A 17,841-nucleotide genomic window follows, 5' to 3' on the forward strand; every position below is an offset into this window, starting at 1 on the left:
TCAGCGCGGGCATGGCTGAGGAAATGTCCAGGGTGCTTGAGATGCTGCAGATGGATGCGGCGCAGCTTTTGGAATTTCTCAAAGGACAGGCCAGAACAGGCACGCGGTTTCATGGCGCGCTGTTTGCCCTCTTGCGCAGCGCATACGCGAAGGCCGCCTCGGACGGAATGCGGTCGGATATCTTAAATTTCTTGAAGTGCTACATAGACTACTCTTCCACAGCTCACTTGGAAGGCAGCATCCTGCGAAATTTAGAGGATATGGCGGACGCCATGCCGGCGAGCTGGGCGGAGAAGCTGCGGGAGATGGCGGCACGGCTGGAAAACGGGATGGCGGCCGGAGACCGGCGCGGAAATGTGCTGCTGCTCCAGCGGGAGCTGTTTCCGTATATGTCGGACTATGTGGGGCGCACCCATGACATGGGGCTGCCAAGAAGCCTTTTGACCATGCTGTCACTCAATGCCGTCAGGTATGAAAATGGGACGGAAGAACGGCTGCTGGAGGCCTTTCACCAGCTCAGCGGATATGCAGCTTTCAAAGACCAGTTGAGGGGAATTGACGGGCAATCCCTGCTGGCCCTGCTGCGGAGCAGCTGGTTTGACGGGGAGACCGGCGCGGTCCGGTTTGCCAATTCTATCACCGCCGCCGTGCAGCGGGCCATGCGGGGGGAGTGCAGTGCCGAAATGCAGCAGGCGTTTCAGAGCCTGATGGGGGCTGTTTTGGTCAATGAGAGCGTATATATGCCGGTCAACCACTATTTGCTGCCGCTGATGTGGAATCATCGTGCGCTGTTTTCGGAATTGTGGGTTGATCCGGATGCGGAGGGCGATGGCGGAAGAGCCGGGAGCAGGCAACGGCATACCATGAAAATCCTTTTTAAAATGGATGTCCAGCCGCTGGGCCTGTTCGATATCATTCTGAACAGCCGTGGGAATGAGGTGGACATTCAGGTGTCCTGCCCCGAACGTGTGGTTCCTTTTTCCAGGCAGATTGAACAATCCATATCACAGATTCTGGAGAGGAATGGATTATCACCTACACAGGTAATCGTGCGGAAGCTGGAGCGCCCGGTCACCTTGACCGAGGTGTTCCCCAAAATCTTTGAAGGGAAGAACTGCGTGAATGTCAAAGCGTGAACGAACGGGCGGCGCGGCCAAAAAGGCGGTTGCGCTTCAGTATGGTGAGGGTGACATGGCGCCGGTGATTGTTGCCTCAGGCATGGGCTATATGGCAGAAAAGATCGTTGAGACAGCTGCGGACAATGGAGTTCCCATCTACGAGGACAACTCACTTGCCACAGTCCTGACACAATTGGAGCTTGGCCAGGAGATCCCCGAAAGCCTGTACCAGGCGATTGTGGAGATCTATGTATATTTTCTCCATTTTGAACCGGAGTTGGATCAGGCAAAAAGCAATCCACAGGGAGGGCACAGCAATGACAAAAAAGCAGATATACCTGCTGCTGGACAGTAAAAGTGCGCCATTGGCCCGGGGCGTATTGGAGACCGCGCCGGACGGCCCTGTTCTCCAAATTCATATCTTGGATGGAAAAGAGGATGAGGTCGCACAGCATGAGGTTATCCAGCTGGTGGGAATGGAGAGCGGTGGACTGGCCGTACAATGTCAGTTGCTTCGGCAGCGGGGAGAGAGGATTTCTCTGAACAAGGTGGCGTCCCTGGGATCAGAATTCCGGCGGAACCTGCGCGTTCCAGTGAAATTTCAAAGCTTTATCTATCCGCTCAGCGGAATGTGGAAGGGCCGTGGAGAAGTCCAGTCCGTGGATATCAGCTGCGGCGGCATCGCGTTTTATGGACAGTATGGACTGGAGAATGGAGAGACGCTGGAGATTGTGATTCCAATCACGGCAAAGCCGATGGTGCTGCGCTGCCAGATTCTCCGTCAGCAGATGCTGCGGAACAATCGGGCGTTTTACGCGGCGAAGTTTGTGGATATGTGCAACGATGAGGAGACTTTGCTGAGAGAGGCTGTGTTTCGTGTCCAGCTGGAAGGCAGGCCGAGACGCTCCGGCGCGGGAAATGGAGATATGGAGGTAGAGAGATGACCAAGCGCGCATCCGAACGGAAGTATGGAAAGGGAAGAACTGCCAAGAGACTGACTGCATTTGTGCTGGCCGCGGCACTCTGCTTCGGGCTTTTACCGATGGTGTCTCCGCCGGCAGAGGCCGCTGATTGGATGGAGCCTTATCTGGAACAGGTTGTGGAATGGGGCGTCATGCGGGGCGACGCATCGGGCAATTTGAATCCGGACCGGCAGATTACCCGGGCGGAGTTTGTTACGATGGTGAACCGGGCGTTCGGGTATACGGAAGCAGGGGCAAATCCCTTTACAGACGTACCGAACAATGCCTGGTACGCAGAGGATATTCGCATTGCCAGCAGGGCGGGCTACTTTAACGGAACATCTGCCACCACGGCTTCGCCAAATGCTCTGGTAACGCGGGAGCAGGCAGCGGCCATGCTTGGACGAAACCTGCGGCTTCAAGGCGGCGCGGGCGCCATCACGAGCTTTACAGACAACCAGCAGATCGGCGCCTGGAGCCGCGGACTTGTGCAGGAGGCCGCCGATATGGGGATTATCCAGGGCTATAAGGACGGAACCTTCCGCCCCAAGGCCAAGATTACCCGCGGCCAGGTGGCCTGCTTTCTGGTCCGGGCTCTGGGCACGTTGGTTCAGGAGCCTGGGGAGCAAACAGCGGGAGGAGTGTATGGCAATCTGACCATCAACACTTCAGGCGTCACACTCCGGGACACCGTCGTTACCGGCAATCTGTATCTGACCGGCGGTGTTGGACTGGATGATGTGGTGCTGGAAAATGTGACGGTGATGGGAAAGATCGTGGTGAGCGGTGCCGGCACAAGTCAGAAGGGTGAGAGTAGCATTGTCCTGCGCAATGTAACGGCGGGTGGCCTGGAGGTTGACAGCCTGACCGGTCAGTTTATAAGCCTGCGCTCCGATGGCCTGACCAATATCAAGGAGACCACGGTCCGCACCTCCGCATATCTGGAGGATCTGACTGAAGACGGGCTGGGTCTGCAGTACATCAGGCTGGAAGGCGGGAGCGGCATACAGCTGCAGTTGGCTGGCAATATTAAGGAGGTTATCAACCTTACGCCGGACTCCAAACTTGCTTTTGCACAGGGCGTTGCGAACAAGGTGACGGTGGACGAAAGGGCCACTGGCACCACACTGAATATTGATAGCAGCGCTACTGTCCGGGAGCTGAATTTGGACACAGGCACAACGGTAACCGGTACTGGTGATATCGGTGTCCTGACCGTCAACTCTGACGGGTCTGTTGTACCTATGCTGCCGGACACCATCATAATCCGGCCGGGCGTTACCGCTGATATCAATCATACCGTGATGGACTCCACCGCTGCGGCCGAATCCTCTGAGGACCCCAGGCTGCTGGCCGGGTATCCCGCCGCCAGAAATGTGGCGCCCAAAACGGCGGACATTGTGTTCAGCACCAATAAGAGCGGGACTATCTACTGGGCGCTTACCGCGCTGATGGATGGATCCGTGGATGAGGAAACACTGGTAAATCCCTCGGCCTATTCCGCCAAGATTATCAAAAATGGTACGGTCAAGGTCGGCACCTCCAAAACGGAGATGACCACGAAGCTCTCCGGCCTGACTGTGGACGGCTCCTATTACCTCTCTGCCATCCTGGAGGACAGCCGCGGCCGCCGCAGCCCTGTGAAGGTAACGGCGTTTACAACCCCGGATGACTCGGTGCCGAATTTCTCGACCGGCTATCCCTACGCCTCTGTCACAACAGACGGGGACCAGCAGGTGGTCCAGGCCATGGTGATGCCCACAAAGGACTGCCAGTTGTACTATGCGTTGCTGCCAAAGGGCTCCGCAGCTCCCACGGCCGCTGACTTCAAGGCTGCCGCCGTCACTGGAAATCTGGGCTACGGCGTGGTGGATGTAAAAAAGAACACCCAGTATCTGATCCCCAAGGTCAATACCTCGTACCTGGCGGAGGAGACAACCTATGACCTGTATCTGTGGCTCAACGATGCAGACAACGGGAAGAGCTCGTCGGTGAAGAAGTTGACGGTGACCACACTGGACAAGACGCCCCCGGTGATTCAGCATCTGACAGTGACGGATGTGGCAGCCAGGTCTGTGACGCTGACCTATTCCCTGGATGAGCCGGGAACGCTTTACTGGGCTGTAGTCAAGCGGGGAACGCAGTTCTATGCCTTGGGCATTGATGACCCGGAGGAACTGGTGGCTAAAATCCAGGTGGAATCCGGCACTGGTGCGCTGAAAAAGGGCAGCAGCACTGCTTCTAAGGCTGCCACCGATGTGCGGTTTACGGTCAGTGGGCTGGACTCCCAGACCGCATATGATCTGTATTATGTGGCCAAGGACCGAGCGGGCAATTATAATGTTTACACAGCGGAGCTGACCCCGCCCATGCAGATCAACACCTTGGACAATGAGTCACCTACGGTTGCCCAGGAGTTCACCCATGACGGAACGGACAACCCGGCTGCCCCGACGCCCTATCCGGACACTTCCATCAGGCTGGTGTTCTCAGAGAGCGTGCAGGGCATTCAGGACGTGGGAGGCCAGCAGGTCACCAGCAATTTTCTGGAGCTGTATAACAACGTTCAAAAGGCCAGTGCCGGAAGCCCCGAAAAAACGGCGGCTGAGAACGCCCTGGCTGACGCCCTGAGAACCCATATCAGCCTGTATTACAAACCGGCCAGCGGCCAGCCGGAAAAGGCCGCAGAACGTACTGCGGACACCCCCTCCGATGGGGACTGGGTGATTGATTACCGCAAGGCTATCGTTGCCATGGACCCATCGGGCAGCGGGGAGATGATCATCACCTTCCCCTACAATACGGACAGCGGGCTGAGTGGACTGAATCTGTCCAGCGGCGCCACCTATTACTTTGAGCTGCAGGGCATTGCGGACACTTCCGCCGCTGCCAATCGAATGGAGGGCATCCGGGGTGTGACCAAGCTGCCGGAGTTCACCACAATTGACGCGCAACTGATTTTCTCTCAGAGTACGGCAATTTCTCCAGATGGCGGCACGACCATTTTTGACATGACCTTCCAGCTCACACCGGCCACCGCCGCCAGTGTCAGTGACGAGACTTTGTGGGATCTGCTGCTTTGGTCCGAATCCTCTATTGAGTTTGAGCTTTATGCCAAGGACAAGAGCGGGAGCTGGAAGCAGGTCGGCGGCGCTGGCAAGACCGCAAAAATCCAGACCATGCCGGACACACCCAAAATCGGCGTCAGTATCGCCCAGCAGTTGGTGGGGCCTGCCAACAACCCCGACTTTGAGCAGTTGAATCTCATGGGGGAAAGCCGGGAATACGGCATTGTGATCAAAAAGCTGAATGACTCCACAGACCCGGGCGAGTGGAGCGAGCCTGTGAGCATCACGGTGGTTCCCATTGCCGGCACGCAGGTGGCTCTGCGGGAGATGTCCCAGATGTCGCTTACCCCGGAGAGATACGCGGAGCAGCAGGCGGGGATTTACAGTGTGAAGGAGATCGGCGTGCCCACTGAGTACACAGTGACCCACACTTTCCGGGACACCACCGCACCCACCTTTGCCAGCGGCACGCCCCTCTTTGACCCCGGCGATGAGGGCGTCAACATTGACGTGATTCTCAGCCGCGGCAATACGACCTATTACTATGTAGTCGCTCCGTTGGGAAAGATCCAGACAGTGTATGATGGAGATGTAATCAACACCGTAGACATGTGGAAGAAGCTGCCGGAGAGCGGGCTGGGAGCAGACGGAAGTCCGGTGACGGACCAGCACGTCACTATGCCCAGCAGCAACGATATCATGAACCCCAGATATGCAGGGCTGGAGTACAAGACCGGGTACGGGACCTACAGAGCCGGTACAGCACGCATTTCTCTGGACGGACTGAGTGCCGACACGGAATACATCGCCTACTTCGTTCTGAAGGGCGAAGCCCAGGATTCCTACTCCGGCGTCTACGCCTTCCGTTTCAAGACGGAGGTGGTGACCCGGCCGGTATTGACCATCACCCTGATGAATCCCAGCGCCATGATTCAATCTGACCGGGAGGCAGACGTCAACTATATGCTGATGGTGGCCGGCAAAGAGGGCGAACCCTTTAACGAAAAGCTGGGTGCTTATCTGGATCGGGGTGCTGTCAAAGAATATGCCAACTATTGGAATCAGAACTGGGAAAATCTGACGCTTTTGGAGGCGATGCGGCAATCGGTGAGAACCGGAAACAGGGATATTGGCTCCGTGTTTGACTTCTTCGCTGACAGCGTGGCAAAGGACAAGGTTACCAATGCGGTTCTCTACAGCAGCACGACAGGCACCACCATTGCTGCCAACGGAAGCGTCAGCTTGACCAAGAGCAACAATCTCACGTTTACCAATGACTTTACAAAGAATATGACTGTCGGCACTTCCTATTGGATTGTGGCGGTAGGAAAGAGTCCATTGGGTTCCGGTTATGCGTTCCGTTCCAATTCCTACCTGTCTGCGGTGGACGGTCAGCATCCCATGGTCACGTCACTGACCACGGAGACTCCGGGAAACCAAGTGTTTGAAAGTGAGCTGGATGCATGGAGGAATTCCTATCGTGGAACGGTTTACATCACATTTGATGAGGACCTGTACTTAAAGGAGAGTGTCGACAAGTGGTCGCCCGTCACAAATAAGCCTCTTCCTGTCCCCCCTGGATACGTGACTAGCAAGACTCTGCTGGAAAGCAATAACGCAGAGGTGAAAGAATCGACATCGGGAAGAGACCAGTGTAATTCTTTGACGCTTTCCTTCACGCGAATCGGCCCCGGCAATAGCATTCGTCTCACGGACGCTATTTCCGACAGCGCGGGAAATAGCGGCGCGGCAGATGGAACCCTGGTTCTGAACCTTGAGGTTGTGAGGGTGGGGAACTATTGGACTGCTCAATTTGTGATTGCCCCCGGATCGTCCGGCTGGGACGCCACCAGAAACTGATTTTCCATGCAGTAGCAAACCGCGGGAGGGCGGGCGTTTCCGCCCGCCCTCCCAAACTCTGTATCAAAGGAGAAGCCATACTTATGAAAAAGAATTGCATACAACGCGTCCAGGCCTTTTTGCTGGCCCTGGTGCTGATATGCTCTCTGGCGGTCCCGGTGGCCATGGCGGAGGGAGAGATCAGTCTTAACCACACCGCGGCAGCGATGGAGATCGGTGACACACTGACGCTGACTGCCGATGTGGCTGATATGCTGGCCAGTGCCGGAATTTCTTGGAAAAGCAACAATCCGGCGGTTGCGGCGGTTCAAGGAAGCGGGGCCGCCTGCACGGTCACAGCGGAAGCGCCTGGCGCCGCCACCATCACTGCAAGTATTACTACAGATGGCGGGGCCACCCATCAGGCCACCTGTGCCATTACGGTAACAGAACCCGCGGTTCCTGTGAGCCGCGTGGAAATCTCAACGGCTGCCATGCTAAACACCGTGGAAAAAAACGACACACTGCAGCTGGAAGCTGTGGTTTATCCAACTGACGCCACCAACCAGGCCGTCTCTTGGAGCAGCAGCAATCCGGATGTGGCGTCAGTAGACGCGGATGGAACGGTCACTGGTGCCGCACCTGGAAAGACTGTCATCACCGCGAAAACGGAGGACGGGGGCTTTACGGCCACCCGCGAGGTGGAGTGCTCCGGCATCGCCCTTTCCAAAACCAGCATGACCCTGTTGGTGAATGAGAGTGAGAGCCTCAGTTTCCCCTGTTATGGGGCGGCCAGCGGAAAAAATGTGGTTTGGAGCAGCAGCAATCCCTCGGTGGCTGACGCGGCGGCCGGGCGGATCACAGGCCATTATCCTGGGACCGCAACTGTTACTGCTGTCGTCTATGGCACCGGCTATGCAGCTTCCTGTACTGTGGTGGTGGAGGAGGATGTAGCCGACGCGGTTAACTGCACGGTCCAGTCCGGACAGTTTTGCGGCTTTGATGGCCTGCTCTCCACGCTGAACAGCCGTAGCCGGGAGAAAACCGGCGCGGGCCTGGACTATTTGATCAGCCTGTCGGTACCCACCAGCCAGGGCATCCTCTATCATGGCTATGTTTCCCCGGATGCCCATGGACACGGCGTCGGCGGCACAGAGAAATATTATTATCGGGCAGGCGCCAGCCAAATGAGCCTGTCGGAGGTCTCTTTTGTGCCCCGCACGGATTTCAGCGGTACTGCCGTGATTTCTTACATGGGCTACGCAACCAATGGAAAATCGTTTAGCGGGACCATCCGCGTCGAGGTGGAGAATGCGGGTGACGTTTCTTACAGCACTGCCTCAAACCGCCCGTTGGAGTTTACGGCAGAAGAGTTCACGGCCATCTGTCAGGCGCGGACCGGCCGCTCTGTGAAATACATCTTGTTTGAGCAGCCTTCCGCCAGCCGGGGCACACTTTACTATCAGTATAGTTCCACAGGGCAGTTTTCCCAGCGAGTGGATGGCAACACCAAGTATTATACCACCAGCACGCCCAGTGTGAACGCCGTCACCTTTGTCCCGGCAGAGAGCTACACAGGTACGGTGACGGTCCCTTATACCTGTGTGGATAGCGCCGGCGGCAGTTACAGCGGCAAGGTGACGATCACCGTGTACAGTGCCAGCGGGACCGGTCGCGGAGATGTGGAGTACACGGCGGGCGTTGGGGAGAAGGTGCGGCTGGATTCCTCGGATTTCAACGATGTATGCCGGGAAGTCCAGGGCACAAGCCTGAACTATGTCTATTTTGACCTGCCAAGCTCTCGGGAGGGGACTCTCTACTACGACTACACCAGCAAGAATGATTACGGCGGCAGGGTTTCCGATACGACCCGTTACTATCGGAATTCCAGCCCCAGAATCTCTCAGATCACCTTTGTGCCGGCGGATGGCTTCAGTGGAACAGTGACGATTTCCTACACTGGATATGATACCGCGGGGGAATCCTTTACCGGGAATGTGATCATCCGGCTGGCGGATGAGGACGGTACGGTGTATTACTCCACAGGTGCCGGAAAGCCCCTGCAGTTTGAGGCTGCAGACTTTAATGAAGCTTGCCTGCGCAGCAATGGCGCCAGCCTGAGCCGCCTCAGCTTTGATCTGCCTGCCTCCAGCAGGGGTGGGCTGTACTACGACTATACCAGCAGCTCCGGCGGCTCCAGGGTGTCCTCGTCCACCAGTTATTACCGCTCCGGTACGCCGCAGCTGTCCAAGGTGACGTTTGTTCCCAAAAGCGGTTATACCGGAACAGTTTCAATTCCCTTTAGCGGCTATGACGTTGATGGCAGCCGGTTTACAGGCTCCGTCCGCATTTCTGTGGGAACCTCTGGAGACGGAATCGTGAAATATCATACCGTCAGCGGAGGGAGCGTGCATTTTAACGCTGCTGACTTCAATACAGCCTGCCGTGAAATTACAGGAGACAGCCTCAGCTATGTCCGGTTTACGCCGCCTGCCTCCCGATCCGGCACACTGTACGATCAATACAGCGGTTTACAGGGGTCCGCCGTGACCAGCTTCACCAACTATTACCGCTCCGGCAGCAGCCGGTTGCTGGACGGAGTATCTTTTTTGGCTGTGCCTGGCTATACCGGCATGGTCTCCATCAACTATACCGGCAGAAGCAGCGGGGGAGCAACATTTTCCGGTGTTGTTGAGATTCAAGTTTACGCCGCAGGGGGGCCACCCACGATTGACGGGTACCTTCCATTTCGGGATATCAGTTCCAGCGCCTATTATTTTGACGCCGTCAAATGGGCTGTGAATACGGGGATTACCAGTGGAACAACCGCCACGACCTTCAGCCCGGATGCTGCATGCACCCGGGCACAGATGGTGACTTTTCTGTGGCGGGCGGCCGGGAGTCCGGCACCCAGAAGCAGCGTCAACCCGTTCCGGGATATAAATTCCGGCGCATATTACTACCAAGCTGTATTGTGGGCGGTGGAGCAGGGGATCACCAGTGGAACGAGTTCCACGACCTTCAGTCCGGATGCCATCATAACACGTGGCCAGACAGTGATGTTCCTGTATCGGAATGCCGGTTCTCCAGCGTCTGGCACAGGAAGCGCTTTTGATGATGTAAAAATCGGGGATTACTATTCGTCAGCGGTCCGTTGGGCTGTGGCAAATGGGATTACCAGTGGAACCAGTGCCACTACGTTCTCTCCATCGGCTTCTTGCACCCGTGCGCAGATTGTGACATTTTTGTACCGGACCTTTGCGGGATGGTAAAGGAATGGGGTAAGCGGAAAAAGGTGGTCTGAATCCCTAAAGAGGGGCGTGGCGATGCCGCTCCCTTTCCCATTGTTGGGTAAACCGTAAGCGTCAAACGAAGTAGCAAAGAGTTTGCGTCAGATAGAGGCAGGGGGGGCCGAAATCTGGTCACCCTTAGTCGCCGATTGTATTGAGACAGCTAGCGGCCAAAAAATCTACAAATACGACCTCGAAGGTCCCAAGTCCATCCACTTCAGACACTACGCCGTGAGCAGTCTTTTCTTCTGTATAGGTATTCGTCATGCAATATATGACTTCCATATCAGCGGGAATGATGACTGAGATGTGCAATGCGCCTCCAAGTTGTTGCAAAAAATGTAACAAGCACGCTCTACGGAGCGATGGGTAGAAAGACCAAAACGAGGGAAGCCCGCTTTTACAACCTGGACCATCGCTGCGGGCCGCCCACATCCGCATTTGGGCCACCAGTGAACTGAAAGAGTAATGAACCAAGAACTTTGCCTTGGGTGATGAACGCCTCAGGCAGGGTAGGACTACTTTCAGCGTCGGCTCCTTCAAAACCGCTGGAGCGGAGGTAATTCCATTCGGACCAGTGAGCGCCGTATCTGGCAGCAGATCATTGACATCTGTGCCGGGCGCCACCGTACGGGACTTCTATACCGTGGTATAAAATAAGTTCTGCGGGCTTTTACGCCGTCACAGGGCGCGGTGGGGCAGAGATCATTTGCACCAATGCAGACCGCAGCAAGACCAATGGGCCTGACCGCCTGGAAACGTGCGCTGGATGGACGTACGATGAGCGGATATTGCAACTACATTCTGCATTGAGTATCTGATCGGGCGTCAGAGCACCTTCGCCATGTGGAAGTTTGCCGCCTGTGTCAGTGCGCTTCTGGCTTTCCGCCGATAGGATATAGGATATTTTTGGGATAAGGGCACGCCTCCAGACAAGCGGCCGTCGTCAAGGCAGACAAGAAGCATGATGCGTTCAACAAGACCCGGAAAAGGGTCTCCGACTCTAACAAGGAAGTGCTCAAAATGCTGGAGTCAGGAAAAGTCAGGAGAAAAATATTGACTTGATATACTTTGTGGTTTAGGATTATTATAGATAAAGTATAGTTAAAGCAATATCGTATTGTCGGAAACAGGGATCCCTGTTTCTATGTTTGCGAAGCAAACATAGAAACCATGCTGAACAAACAATGGCTTCCGGAAGCCATGCAGGAAGGAGGAAATTTGAGACGAGTACGATAAAAGAAAGAGCGGAGGAATATTTCCCGGAGATGGTAGAGATTCGCAGGGATATTCACCGCCATCCTGAGATTGGAAGAAACGAGGTAAGGACATCGGCCCTGATTCGAAAGAAGCTGGAGGAATACGGGGTTGATGCAATCGAACGGCCTGTACCAACCGCCGTTGTAGCGTTGATCCATGGAGCCAGAGGCCCGGGCCGCTGCGTGGCACTGCGCTGCGATATCGACGCATTGCCCGTGCAGGAGGAAACCGGACTGCCGTATACCAGTGAGAATCCGGGGATTATGCACGCCTGCGGCCACGATATGCATGCATCCATGATGCTGGGCGCGGCCAAGATCCTGTGCGGAATGAGAGAGCGTTTTGCGGGCTGTGTCAAGCTGATATTCCAGCATAGCGAAGATACATTACCTGGCGGCGCCAAGGAGCTTGTGGAAAAAGGCGTGCTGGAAAACCCCCATGTGGACGCGATCTATGGAATGCATGTGCTGCCGGACGCCCACCGGGCAGGACAGGTTGGGTTCCACATCGGGCCCATAACAACTTCCGTGGACCTGTTCGACTTCACCGTCTCCGGCAGAGGGGGACATGGCTCTCAGCCGCAGAATACAACGGACCCCGTGCTGGCTGCCGCCCAGATGATCGTGATGATGCAGCAGATCGTCGCCCGCCGGGTGGACCCTATGGAGATGGCAGTGTTCTCCCTGGGGAGCATCCATGGCGGCGACGCGCCCAATGTGATCCCGGCGGAGGTCAAGTTCGGCGGCGTGACCAGAGCGTATTCGGAAAGTGTGCGAGGCGTGATTAAGGAACAGGTCCAGGCAATTGCAAAAGGTATCGAGGCCGCCTCCGGAAATACAGTACATATTCACTATGCCGACGGATATCCCAGCGCTTTCAATGACAAAGAGCTGATGGATCTTGCCGCTGACGCGGTCCGAAAGGAATTGGGTGAGGACGCGGTGGTCCCCATGCCCGATCCAATGCCTTTCAGTGAGGATTTCAGCTTCTATGGAAAGCTGGGTGGTATCCCCAGCGCCTATCTGATGCTTTATGCAGGACACGAGGGAGAGCTGGCGCCCCTGCACAATCCCAAGTGTGCGGTTCGGGAGGATGTTATGCCGGCAGGCATCAGGACCTTGGTTTCTATTGCTCTGGAATTCCTGAAGTAATCAGATTTGGAAAGTTCAAAATGATTTAACCATTTAAAGCGAAAAAATTCGCGAGAAAAGGAGAATTGTTATGAATGTGCAAGAGGTCGCCGCCCAATACGGAGAGTATCTGATCGAAAAGCGCCGCTATTTCCATCAGCATCCTGAAGTCAGCACCAAGGAATATCACACCAGCAAGGCAATCAAAGAGGCGCTGGACGAGATAGGCGTTTCCTGGCGGCCCTGTGGGCTGGAGACGGGTGTGCTGGTCACCATTCAAGGCGCAAAGCCCGGCAAGACCATTTTGCTTCGCGGAGATATGGATGCCTTGACGGTTCAGGAAACCACCGGGGCGCCTTATGCGAGCAAAAACGAGGGCATTATGCATGCCTGCGGCCATGACTGCCATATTGCGATGCTCCTGACCGCCACCCGCATCCTTCATGACATGAAAGAAGAACTGTGCGGCACGGTAAAACTGGCTTTCCAGCCTGCGGAGGAGGTAGCTCTGGGTGCCAAGTCCATGGTTGAGCAGGGCGCTTTGGACGGCGTGGACGCATGTTTTGCCATTCATGTGTGGACAGATGTGAAGTCCGGCATGGTTTCTCTGGAAGCCGGCCCCCGGATGGCGTCGGCAGACGAATTCCATATCACTGTGAAGGGAAAGGGGTGCCACGGCGCACAGCCGGAGCGGGGTGTGGACGCAGCTGTTGTAACGGCTGCCATCATCAATAACCTGCAGTCCGTCGTCAGCCGGGAGATCTCGCCTATGGACCCGGCGGTCGTTACCGTAGGGACGATCCAGGCGGGCACCCGTTGGAATGTAGTGGCGGAGAACAGCTATATGACAGGAACCACCCGCTGCTTCAGCAATGAGGTGTGGGAAACCTTTGAGGAACGGATGGAAAGAGTTATCAAAGGCACAGCCGAGGCTTACCGCGCTGAGGCAGAGCTGGAGTACCTGCGCATCGTGCCGCCCACTGTCAATGATGAGGCGGTGGTTTCCATCGCCCAAAAATCCGCGGTTGCTGTCCTGGGTGAGAATTGCCTCGCATCCAATCCGGCTACCACCGGCGGCGAAGACTTCTCCTACTTCATGCAGAGGGTGCCGGGAGCAATCGCACTGCTGGGAACCGGAAACGAGGCCTGCGGAGCCGTTTGGCCAAACCATTCCGGCAATTTCTGCGTGGATGAGGCACAGCTTTTGAAGGGCGCCATGCTCTATGCGCAGGTGGCAATGGATTTCAACGCACAGTAATTGGTCAGACTCATATTGGGTGGGAGAATGCAAAACCATGAAAGGAGGCAGTTCTGCCGCCGAAATATGTGCTGAATAAGTAAAGAGGGGGAAAAGACATGTATAACTTTGCACTAGCGTTTGTGCTCTGCGCTGCAGTGTACATCATTGGCGAGGTCGTTTCCACGGCAACAAAAGCATGGATTCCATCGGTATTCGTAACTGCCGCTATCATTCTGGTGGGCTACTGGACAGTCCTTCCCACTACGCTGATCAGCGACGCCGTACTGATTCCCTTTGGCAGCACAATCGGTATCTATCTGCTGATTACGCACATGGGCACCGTGATCAGCATCAAGCAGCTGCTGGAGCAGTGGAAGACCATTGTGGTCTGCCTTGCGGGACTTGCGGGTATGTGCGTCTTGGCACTGTTCGTCTGCCCCCTGCTCATGGACCGCAGCTTTGTTGTCGCGGGACTGCCTCCTCTCACCGGAGGCATTGTGGCTGCAACGACGATGATGGAGGCGGCCAATGCTGCCGGCCTCAAGGAAGCGGCTGTGTTTGCTATCGCCATGTACTGCGTCCAGGGGTTCGCGGGGTATCCGCTTACGGCGGTCTGCCTCCAGCTGGAGGGCAAAAAGCTCCTGAAAGAATACCGGAACGGCGGTGTGTCGGTTGCCGGCGTTTCAAATGCGGTAGATGCAGTCAACGGAAAGCTGGAAACCACCGAGAGTCCGCGCAAGAAGCTGCTGCCCCCCACGCCTGCCAAGTGGAATTCTGTTGTGGTGATGCTGGGCAAGCTGGGATTCGTGGCCTGGCTGGCCACACAGCTGGGAAGAGTTGTCATCCCCGGCCTGAACATGACGATCAGCGGCGCTGTGTATGCGCTGGTTCTGGGCATTATTTTCACCAGCATTGGTTTTCTGGATGAGAACGCACTGAATAAAAGCAATTCCTATGGCATTGTCATGTTCGCTCTGATGATGTATATCTTTGACGGCCTGAAGGATTGCACGCCCCAGATGCTGGGCAGCATCATCGGGCCGATGGTCATTCTGATTGTTGTCGGTGTTGCTGGCATGGCGGTATTGTGCTTCGTCAGCGCAAAAATACTGAAGATCCCGTTCCTGCTGGCCTTTGCCACCGCATTGACTGCCCTGTATGGGTTCCCGCCCAATGCAATTATCACTGAAAACACCTGCAACGCTCTGGCGGCGACCCCGGAGGAAAAGGAATATCTGATGAGCAAGATGTTCCCGCCCATGATTGTCGGCGGCTTTACCACTGTGACGATCACGTCCGTTATCATTGCAAGCGTATTTGCCAAAATGTTCTGATTGTAACGGCCATATCATCTACAAAAGCGGGACACGAAGTGTTCCGCTTTTGTAGAATCAAATGTTGGTTGGGATCATAGAATAGGAGCGTATCGCTATGAATCGGAAACTGATTTGTCAAATATTGAATCATGAGATGATGCTGGCCACCGGCTGCACAGAGCCTGCCGCGATTGCGCTGACAGCCGCCATTGCCCGAGAGCAGTTGGATGGAGAACTGGAGCATATCAAGGTCAGGGCCAGCGCGAATATCATCAAGAACGCGATGTCTGCGGGGATACCCGGAACGAACTATACTGGAATAAATTATGCAGCTGCTTTGGGTGCTGTGTGCGGGGCGGTGGACCGCCAGCTCCGGGTTGTGGATGACGCCCGCCCGGAAGACATTGAAAGAGCGGCCCATCTTGTGGAAAATGGATATGTGGACGTGAGAAGGGCGTTTGATCCGGACAAGCTGTATGTGGAAGTTGAACTGGTGAATAAAGAACACCAGTCCCGCGCCATTATTAAGGGAGCGCATACCAATGTGATCCTTGTGGAGCGGGACCACCAGAGGGTGGGCTGTGAGCTGCCCGGGCAGACGATGGAAACGGATATCACGCCGGAGCAGATCAGCAGGACGCTGAATATCCGGACGATCTATGAATTTGTGGAGACGATGGATCGCCGACAGGATGATTTACACATGATCCAAGAGGCCATCGAAGTCAATGGGCATATCGCGCAGCTGGGCGCAGTGGGTGATTACGGACTGAATATCGGCCATGGTATCCGGAACAATCAGGAAGCGGGGCTGATGGGGCACGATGTTGTCATGGATGCCGTAGCCATGACTGCCAGCGGGGTGGACGCCAGAATGGCGGGAGCCAATGCCCCAGTCATCACAAATTCCGGATCCGGCAATCAGGGCATTACCGCAACAGTTCCCATCTTGTCTGCCGCGAAGAGTCTTGGTATTGATGAAGAGAGAACGTTTCGCGCTGTCACGCTGAGCAATCTGATGGCGATTCATATCCACGCGGATTTCGGGCCGCTCTCCGGGCTCTGCGGGGCGACCATTGCCGCTGCCGCCGCAGCCTGCGGCTTGGTGTATCTACAAGGAGGCACGCTGGAGCAGATCGGATTTGCTGTAAACAATATGTTTGGGAATGTGAGCGGAATGCTCTGTGACGGTGCCAAGGCAGACTGCGCCTTGAAGATCAGCACCTGTGTCTTTGCCGCCTTCCAATGTGCCGCTATGGCCCTTCGGAGTGAAAGCGTGAAAGCGACAGATGGAATTGTAGAAACAGACCCGGAAGAAACGATCAGAAATTTCGTGCGGCTTGGGAATGAGGGTTCCTCTAAATGTGATGATTTGATTTTGGAGATGCTTCTTCAGAAATAGGAGGACTGTTATGAACTATAAAGAACTGGCTGAACAGGCATTGGATTACATTGTGGAACAGCGCAGATGGTGCCACCAGAACCCGGAACTGAGCCTCGAGGAAGTCCAGACCACAGAGCATATTGCGGCAGAGCTTCAGAAAATGGGCTATACCGAGATCCAACGCTTCCCGGACCATACCGGATTATGTGCGATGCTGCGGGGGGGAAAGGCCGAAAAGGCGTGCAGAACTGTGGCTCTCCGGGCGGATATTGATGCCTTGCCGGTAGAGGAAAAGACAGGCCTGCCCTTTGCAAGCCGAAATAAGGGCGTCATGCATGCCTGCGGCCATGACTGCCATATCTCCATGCTTCTCGGTGCGGCAAAGATGCTGATGGAGACGAAAGACGAATTGCAAGGCAACGTCAAACTGATTTTCCAGGCTGCGGAGGAGACCTGCCACGGTGCGGAATACTATGTTGAAGCGGGCATCCTTGATGGCGTGGATGCCATTATGGGCCAGCACGTGTGGGCGACACTGGAGGAGCCATACATCAATGTGCAGGCGGGGCCCCGCATGGCCAGTGTGGATAACTTTGTAATCAAGGTAGATGGCGTTTCCGCCCATGGGACACAGCCGCATCTGGGTGTGGACGCACTTTTGGCTGCCGCAGCGATTGTCAGCAATATCCAGTCATTTGTCTCCAGAACGAACGACCCCTTAAACCCGCTGGTAGTAAATATCGGAGAGATGCACGCCGGACAGCGGTATAATATTATTGCAAACCATGCGGAACTGTTTGGAACCACCCGGACTTATAACGCAGAATTCCGTATGAAGATTGAAGCGGGGCTGCGGCGGATTGCTGAAAACACAGCCAAGGCTTTTGGCGCGACTGCCACGGTTGAATATGATTACTATGCAAACTCTCTTTATAACGATGATGAAGAATTGAATAAAATCGCCCATGACGCAGCTGTGAAACTCTATGGGGAAGCGTGTTTGAAAGAACTTCCCCAGATGATGGGCAGTGAGGATTTTGCTTTCTTTGCCGATAAGATTCCAGCGGTGTTCGGTTTTCTTGGAACGAGAAATGAGGAACTCGGTATGACGGTGGGGAACCACAACGACCGCTATACAGTCCATGAGCCGGTGCTGCAGAGGGGGGCCGCACTGTATGCGCAGTTTGCGGCAGACTATCTGGAGCGTGGCAAATAAACTGGCAGCTGATGAATT

10 protein-coding genes are annotated in these 17,841 nt (G+C 55.4%); all 10 read left to right on the forward strand.

Features of this window, described 5'->3' with window-relative positions:
* Positions 1-11: 11 nt before the first annotated feature.
* The 10 genes from ACLTXB_RS02375 to ACLTXB_RS02420 all read left to right on the forward strand — a co-directional run bounded on the left by ACLTXB_RS02375 (position 12) and on the right by ACLTXB_RS02420 (position 17,823).
* Entirely contained in the window at positions 12-1,136 is a 1,125-nt protein-coding gene (locus ACLTXB_RS02375) for a hypothetical protein (RefSeq protein WP_428226086.1), read from the forward strand.
* Complete coding sequence (locus tag ACLTXB_RS02380) at positions 1,123-1,473, forward strand: EscU/YscU/HrcU family type III secretion system export apparatus switch protein (protein ID WP_317336494.1); 351 nt, start codon at positions 1,123-1,125, stop codon at positions 1,471-1,473. Before ACLTXB_RS02375 ends, ACLTXB_RS02380 begins: the two co-directional genes overlap by 14 nt.
* Positions 1,436-2,062, forward strand: a complete 627-nt coding sequence (locus tag ACLTXB_RS02385; protein WP_317336493.1) for a PilZ domain-containing protein — start codon at positions 1,436-1,438, stop codon at positions 2,060-2,062. The genes ACLTXB_RS02380 and ACLTXB_RS02385 overlap by 38 nt, the downstream gene beginning before the upstream one ends.
* Positions 2,059-7,008, forward strand: a complete 4,950-nt coding sequence (locus tag ACLTXB_RS02390; RefSeq protein ID WP_412260143.1) for an S-layer homology domain-containing protein — start codon at positions 2,059-2,061, stop codon at positions 7,006-7,008. The genes ACLTXB_RS02385 and ACLTXB_RS02390 overlap by 4 nt, the downstream gene beginning before the upstream one ends.
* Before the next feature lie 83 nt (positions 7,009-7,091).
* Positions 7,092-10,259 (forward strand): S-layer homology domain-containing protein, encoded by a 3,168-nt coding sequence (locus tag ACLTXB_RS02395; protein ID WP_412260146.1) that lies wholly within the window; start codon positions 7,092-7,094, stop codon positions 10,257-10,259.
* Between the two features lie 1,286 nt (positions 10,260-11,545).
* Complete coding sequence (locus ACLTXB_RS02400; protein WP_317335204.1) at positions 11,546-12,688, forward strand: M20 metallopeptidase family protein; 1,143 nt, start codon at positions 11,546-11,548, stop codon at positions 12,686-12,688.
* A gap of 70 nt (positions 12,689-12,758) precedes the next feature.
* Complete coding sequence (locus ACLTXB_RS02405; protein ID WP_021747961.1) at positions 12,759-13,925, forward strand: amidohydrolase; 1,167 nt, start codon at positions 12,759-12,761, stop codon at positions 13,923-13,925.
* A 98-nt stretch (positions 13,926-14,023) separates the two neighbouring features.
* The gene (locus tag ACLTXB_RS02410) at positions 14,024-15,241 is read left to right on the forward strand and encodes a hypothetical protein (RefSeq protein ID WP_021747960.1); all 1,218 of its coding nucleotides are present in this window, start codon (positions 14,024-14,026) and stop codon (positions 15,239-15,241) included.
* A gap of 97 nt (positions 15,242-15,338) precedes the next feature.
* Positions 15,339-16,625, forward strand: a complete 1,287-nt coding sequence (locus ACLTXB_RS02415) for a serine dehydratase subunit alpha family protein (protein ID WP_412260150.1) — start codon at positions 15,339-15,341, stop codon at positions 16,623-16,625.
* A gap of 10 nt (positions 16,626-16,635) precedes the next feature.
* Positions 16,636-17,823, forward strand: coding sequence for an amidohydrolase (locus tag ACLTXB_RS02420; protein ID WP_119311717.1), 1,188 nt, complete (start codon positions 16,636-16,638; stop codon positions 17,821-17,823).
* The last annotated feature ends 18 nt before the right edge of the window (positions 17,824-17,841 follow it).

The sequence above is a fragment of the Flintibacter sp. genome, from assembly GCF_046973065.1.

What these genes read in the sequence shown, in the direction of transcription:
- ACLTXB_RS02375 (WP_428226086.1), top strand. Translation starts at nt 12, where the DNA reads ATGGCTGAGGAAATGTCCAGGGTGCTTGAGATGCTGCAGATGGATGCG.
- ACLTXB_RS02390 (WP_412260143.1), top strand. Translation starts at nt 2,059, where the DNA reads ATGACCAAGCGCGCATCCGAACGGAAGTATGGAAAGGGAAGAACTGCC.
- ACLTXB_RS02420 (WP_119311717.1), top strand. Translation starts at nt 16,636, where the DNA reads ATGAACTATAAAGAACTGGCTGAACAGGCATTGGATTACATTGTGGAA.
- ACLTXB_RS02380 (WP_317336494.1), top strand. Translation starts at nt 1,123, where the DNA reads ATGTCAAAGCGTGAACGAACGGGCGGCGCGGCCAAAAAGGCGGTTGCG.
- ACLTXB_RS02395 (WP_412260146.1), top strand. Translation starts at nt 7,092, where the DNA reads ATGAAAAAGAATTGCATACAACGCGTCCAGGCCTTTTTGCTGGCCCTG.
- ACLTXB_RS02415 (WP_412260150.1), top strand. Translation starts at nt 15,339, where the DNA reads ATGAATCGGAAACTGATTTGTCAAATATTGAATCATGAGATGATGCTG.
- ACLTXB_RS02385 (WP_317336493.1), top strand. Translation starts at nt 1,436, where the DNA reads ATGACAAAAAAGCAGATATACCTGCTGCTGGACAGTAAAAGTGCGCCA.
- ACLTXB_RS02405 (WP_021747961.1), top strand. Translation starts at nt 12,759, where the DNA reads ATGAATGTGCAAGAGGTCGCCGCCCAATACGGAGAGTATCTGATCGAA.
- ACLTXB_RS02410 (WP_021747960.1), top strand. Translation starts at nt 14,024, where the DNA reads ATGTATAACTTTGCACTAGCGTTTGTGCTCTGCGCTGCAGTGTACATC.
- ACLTXB_RS02400 (WP_317335204.1), top strand. Translation starts at nt 11,546, where the DNA reads ATGGTAGAGATTCGCAGGGATATTCACCGCCATCCTGAGATTGGAAGA.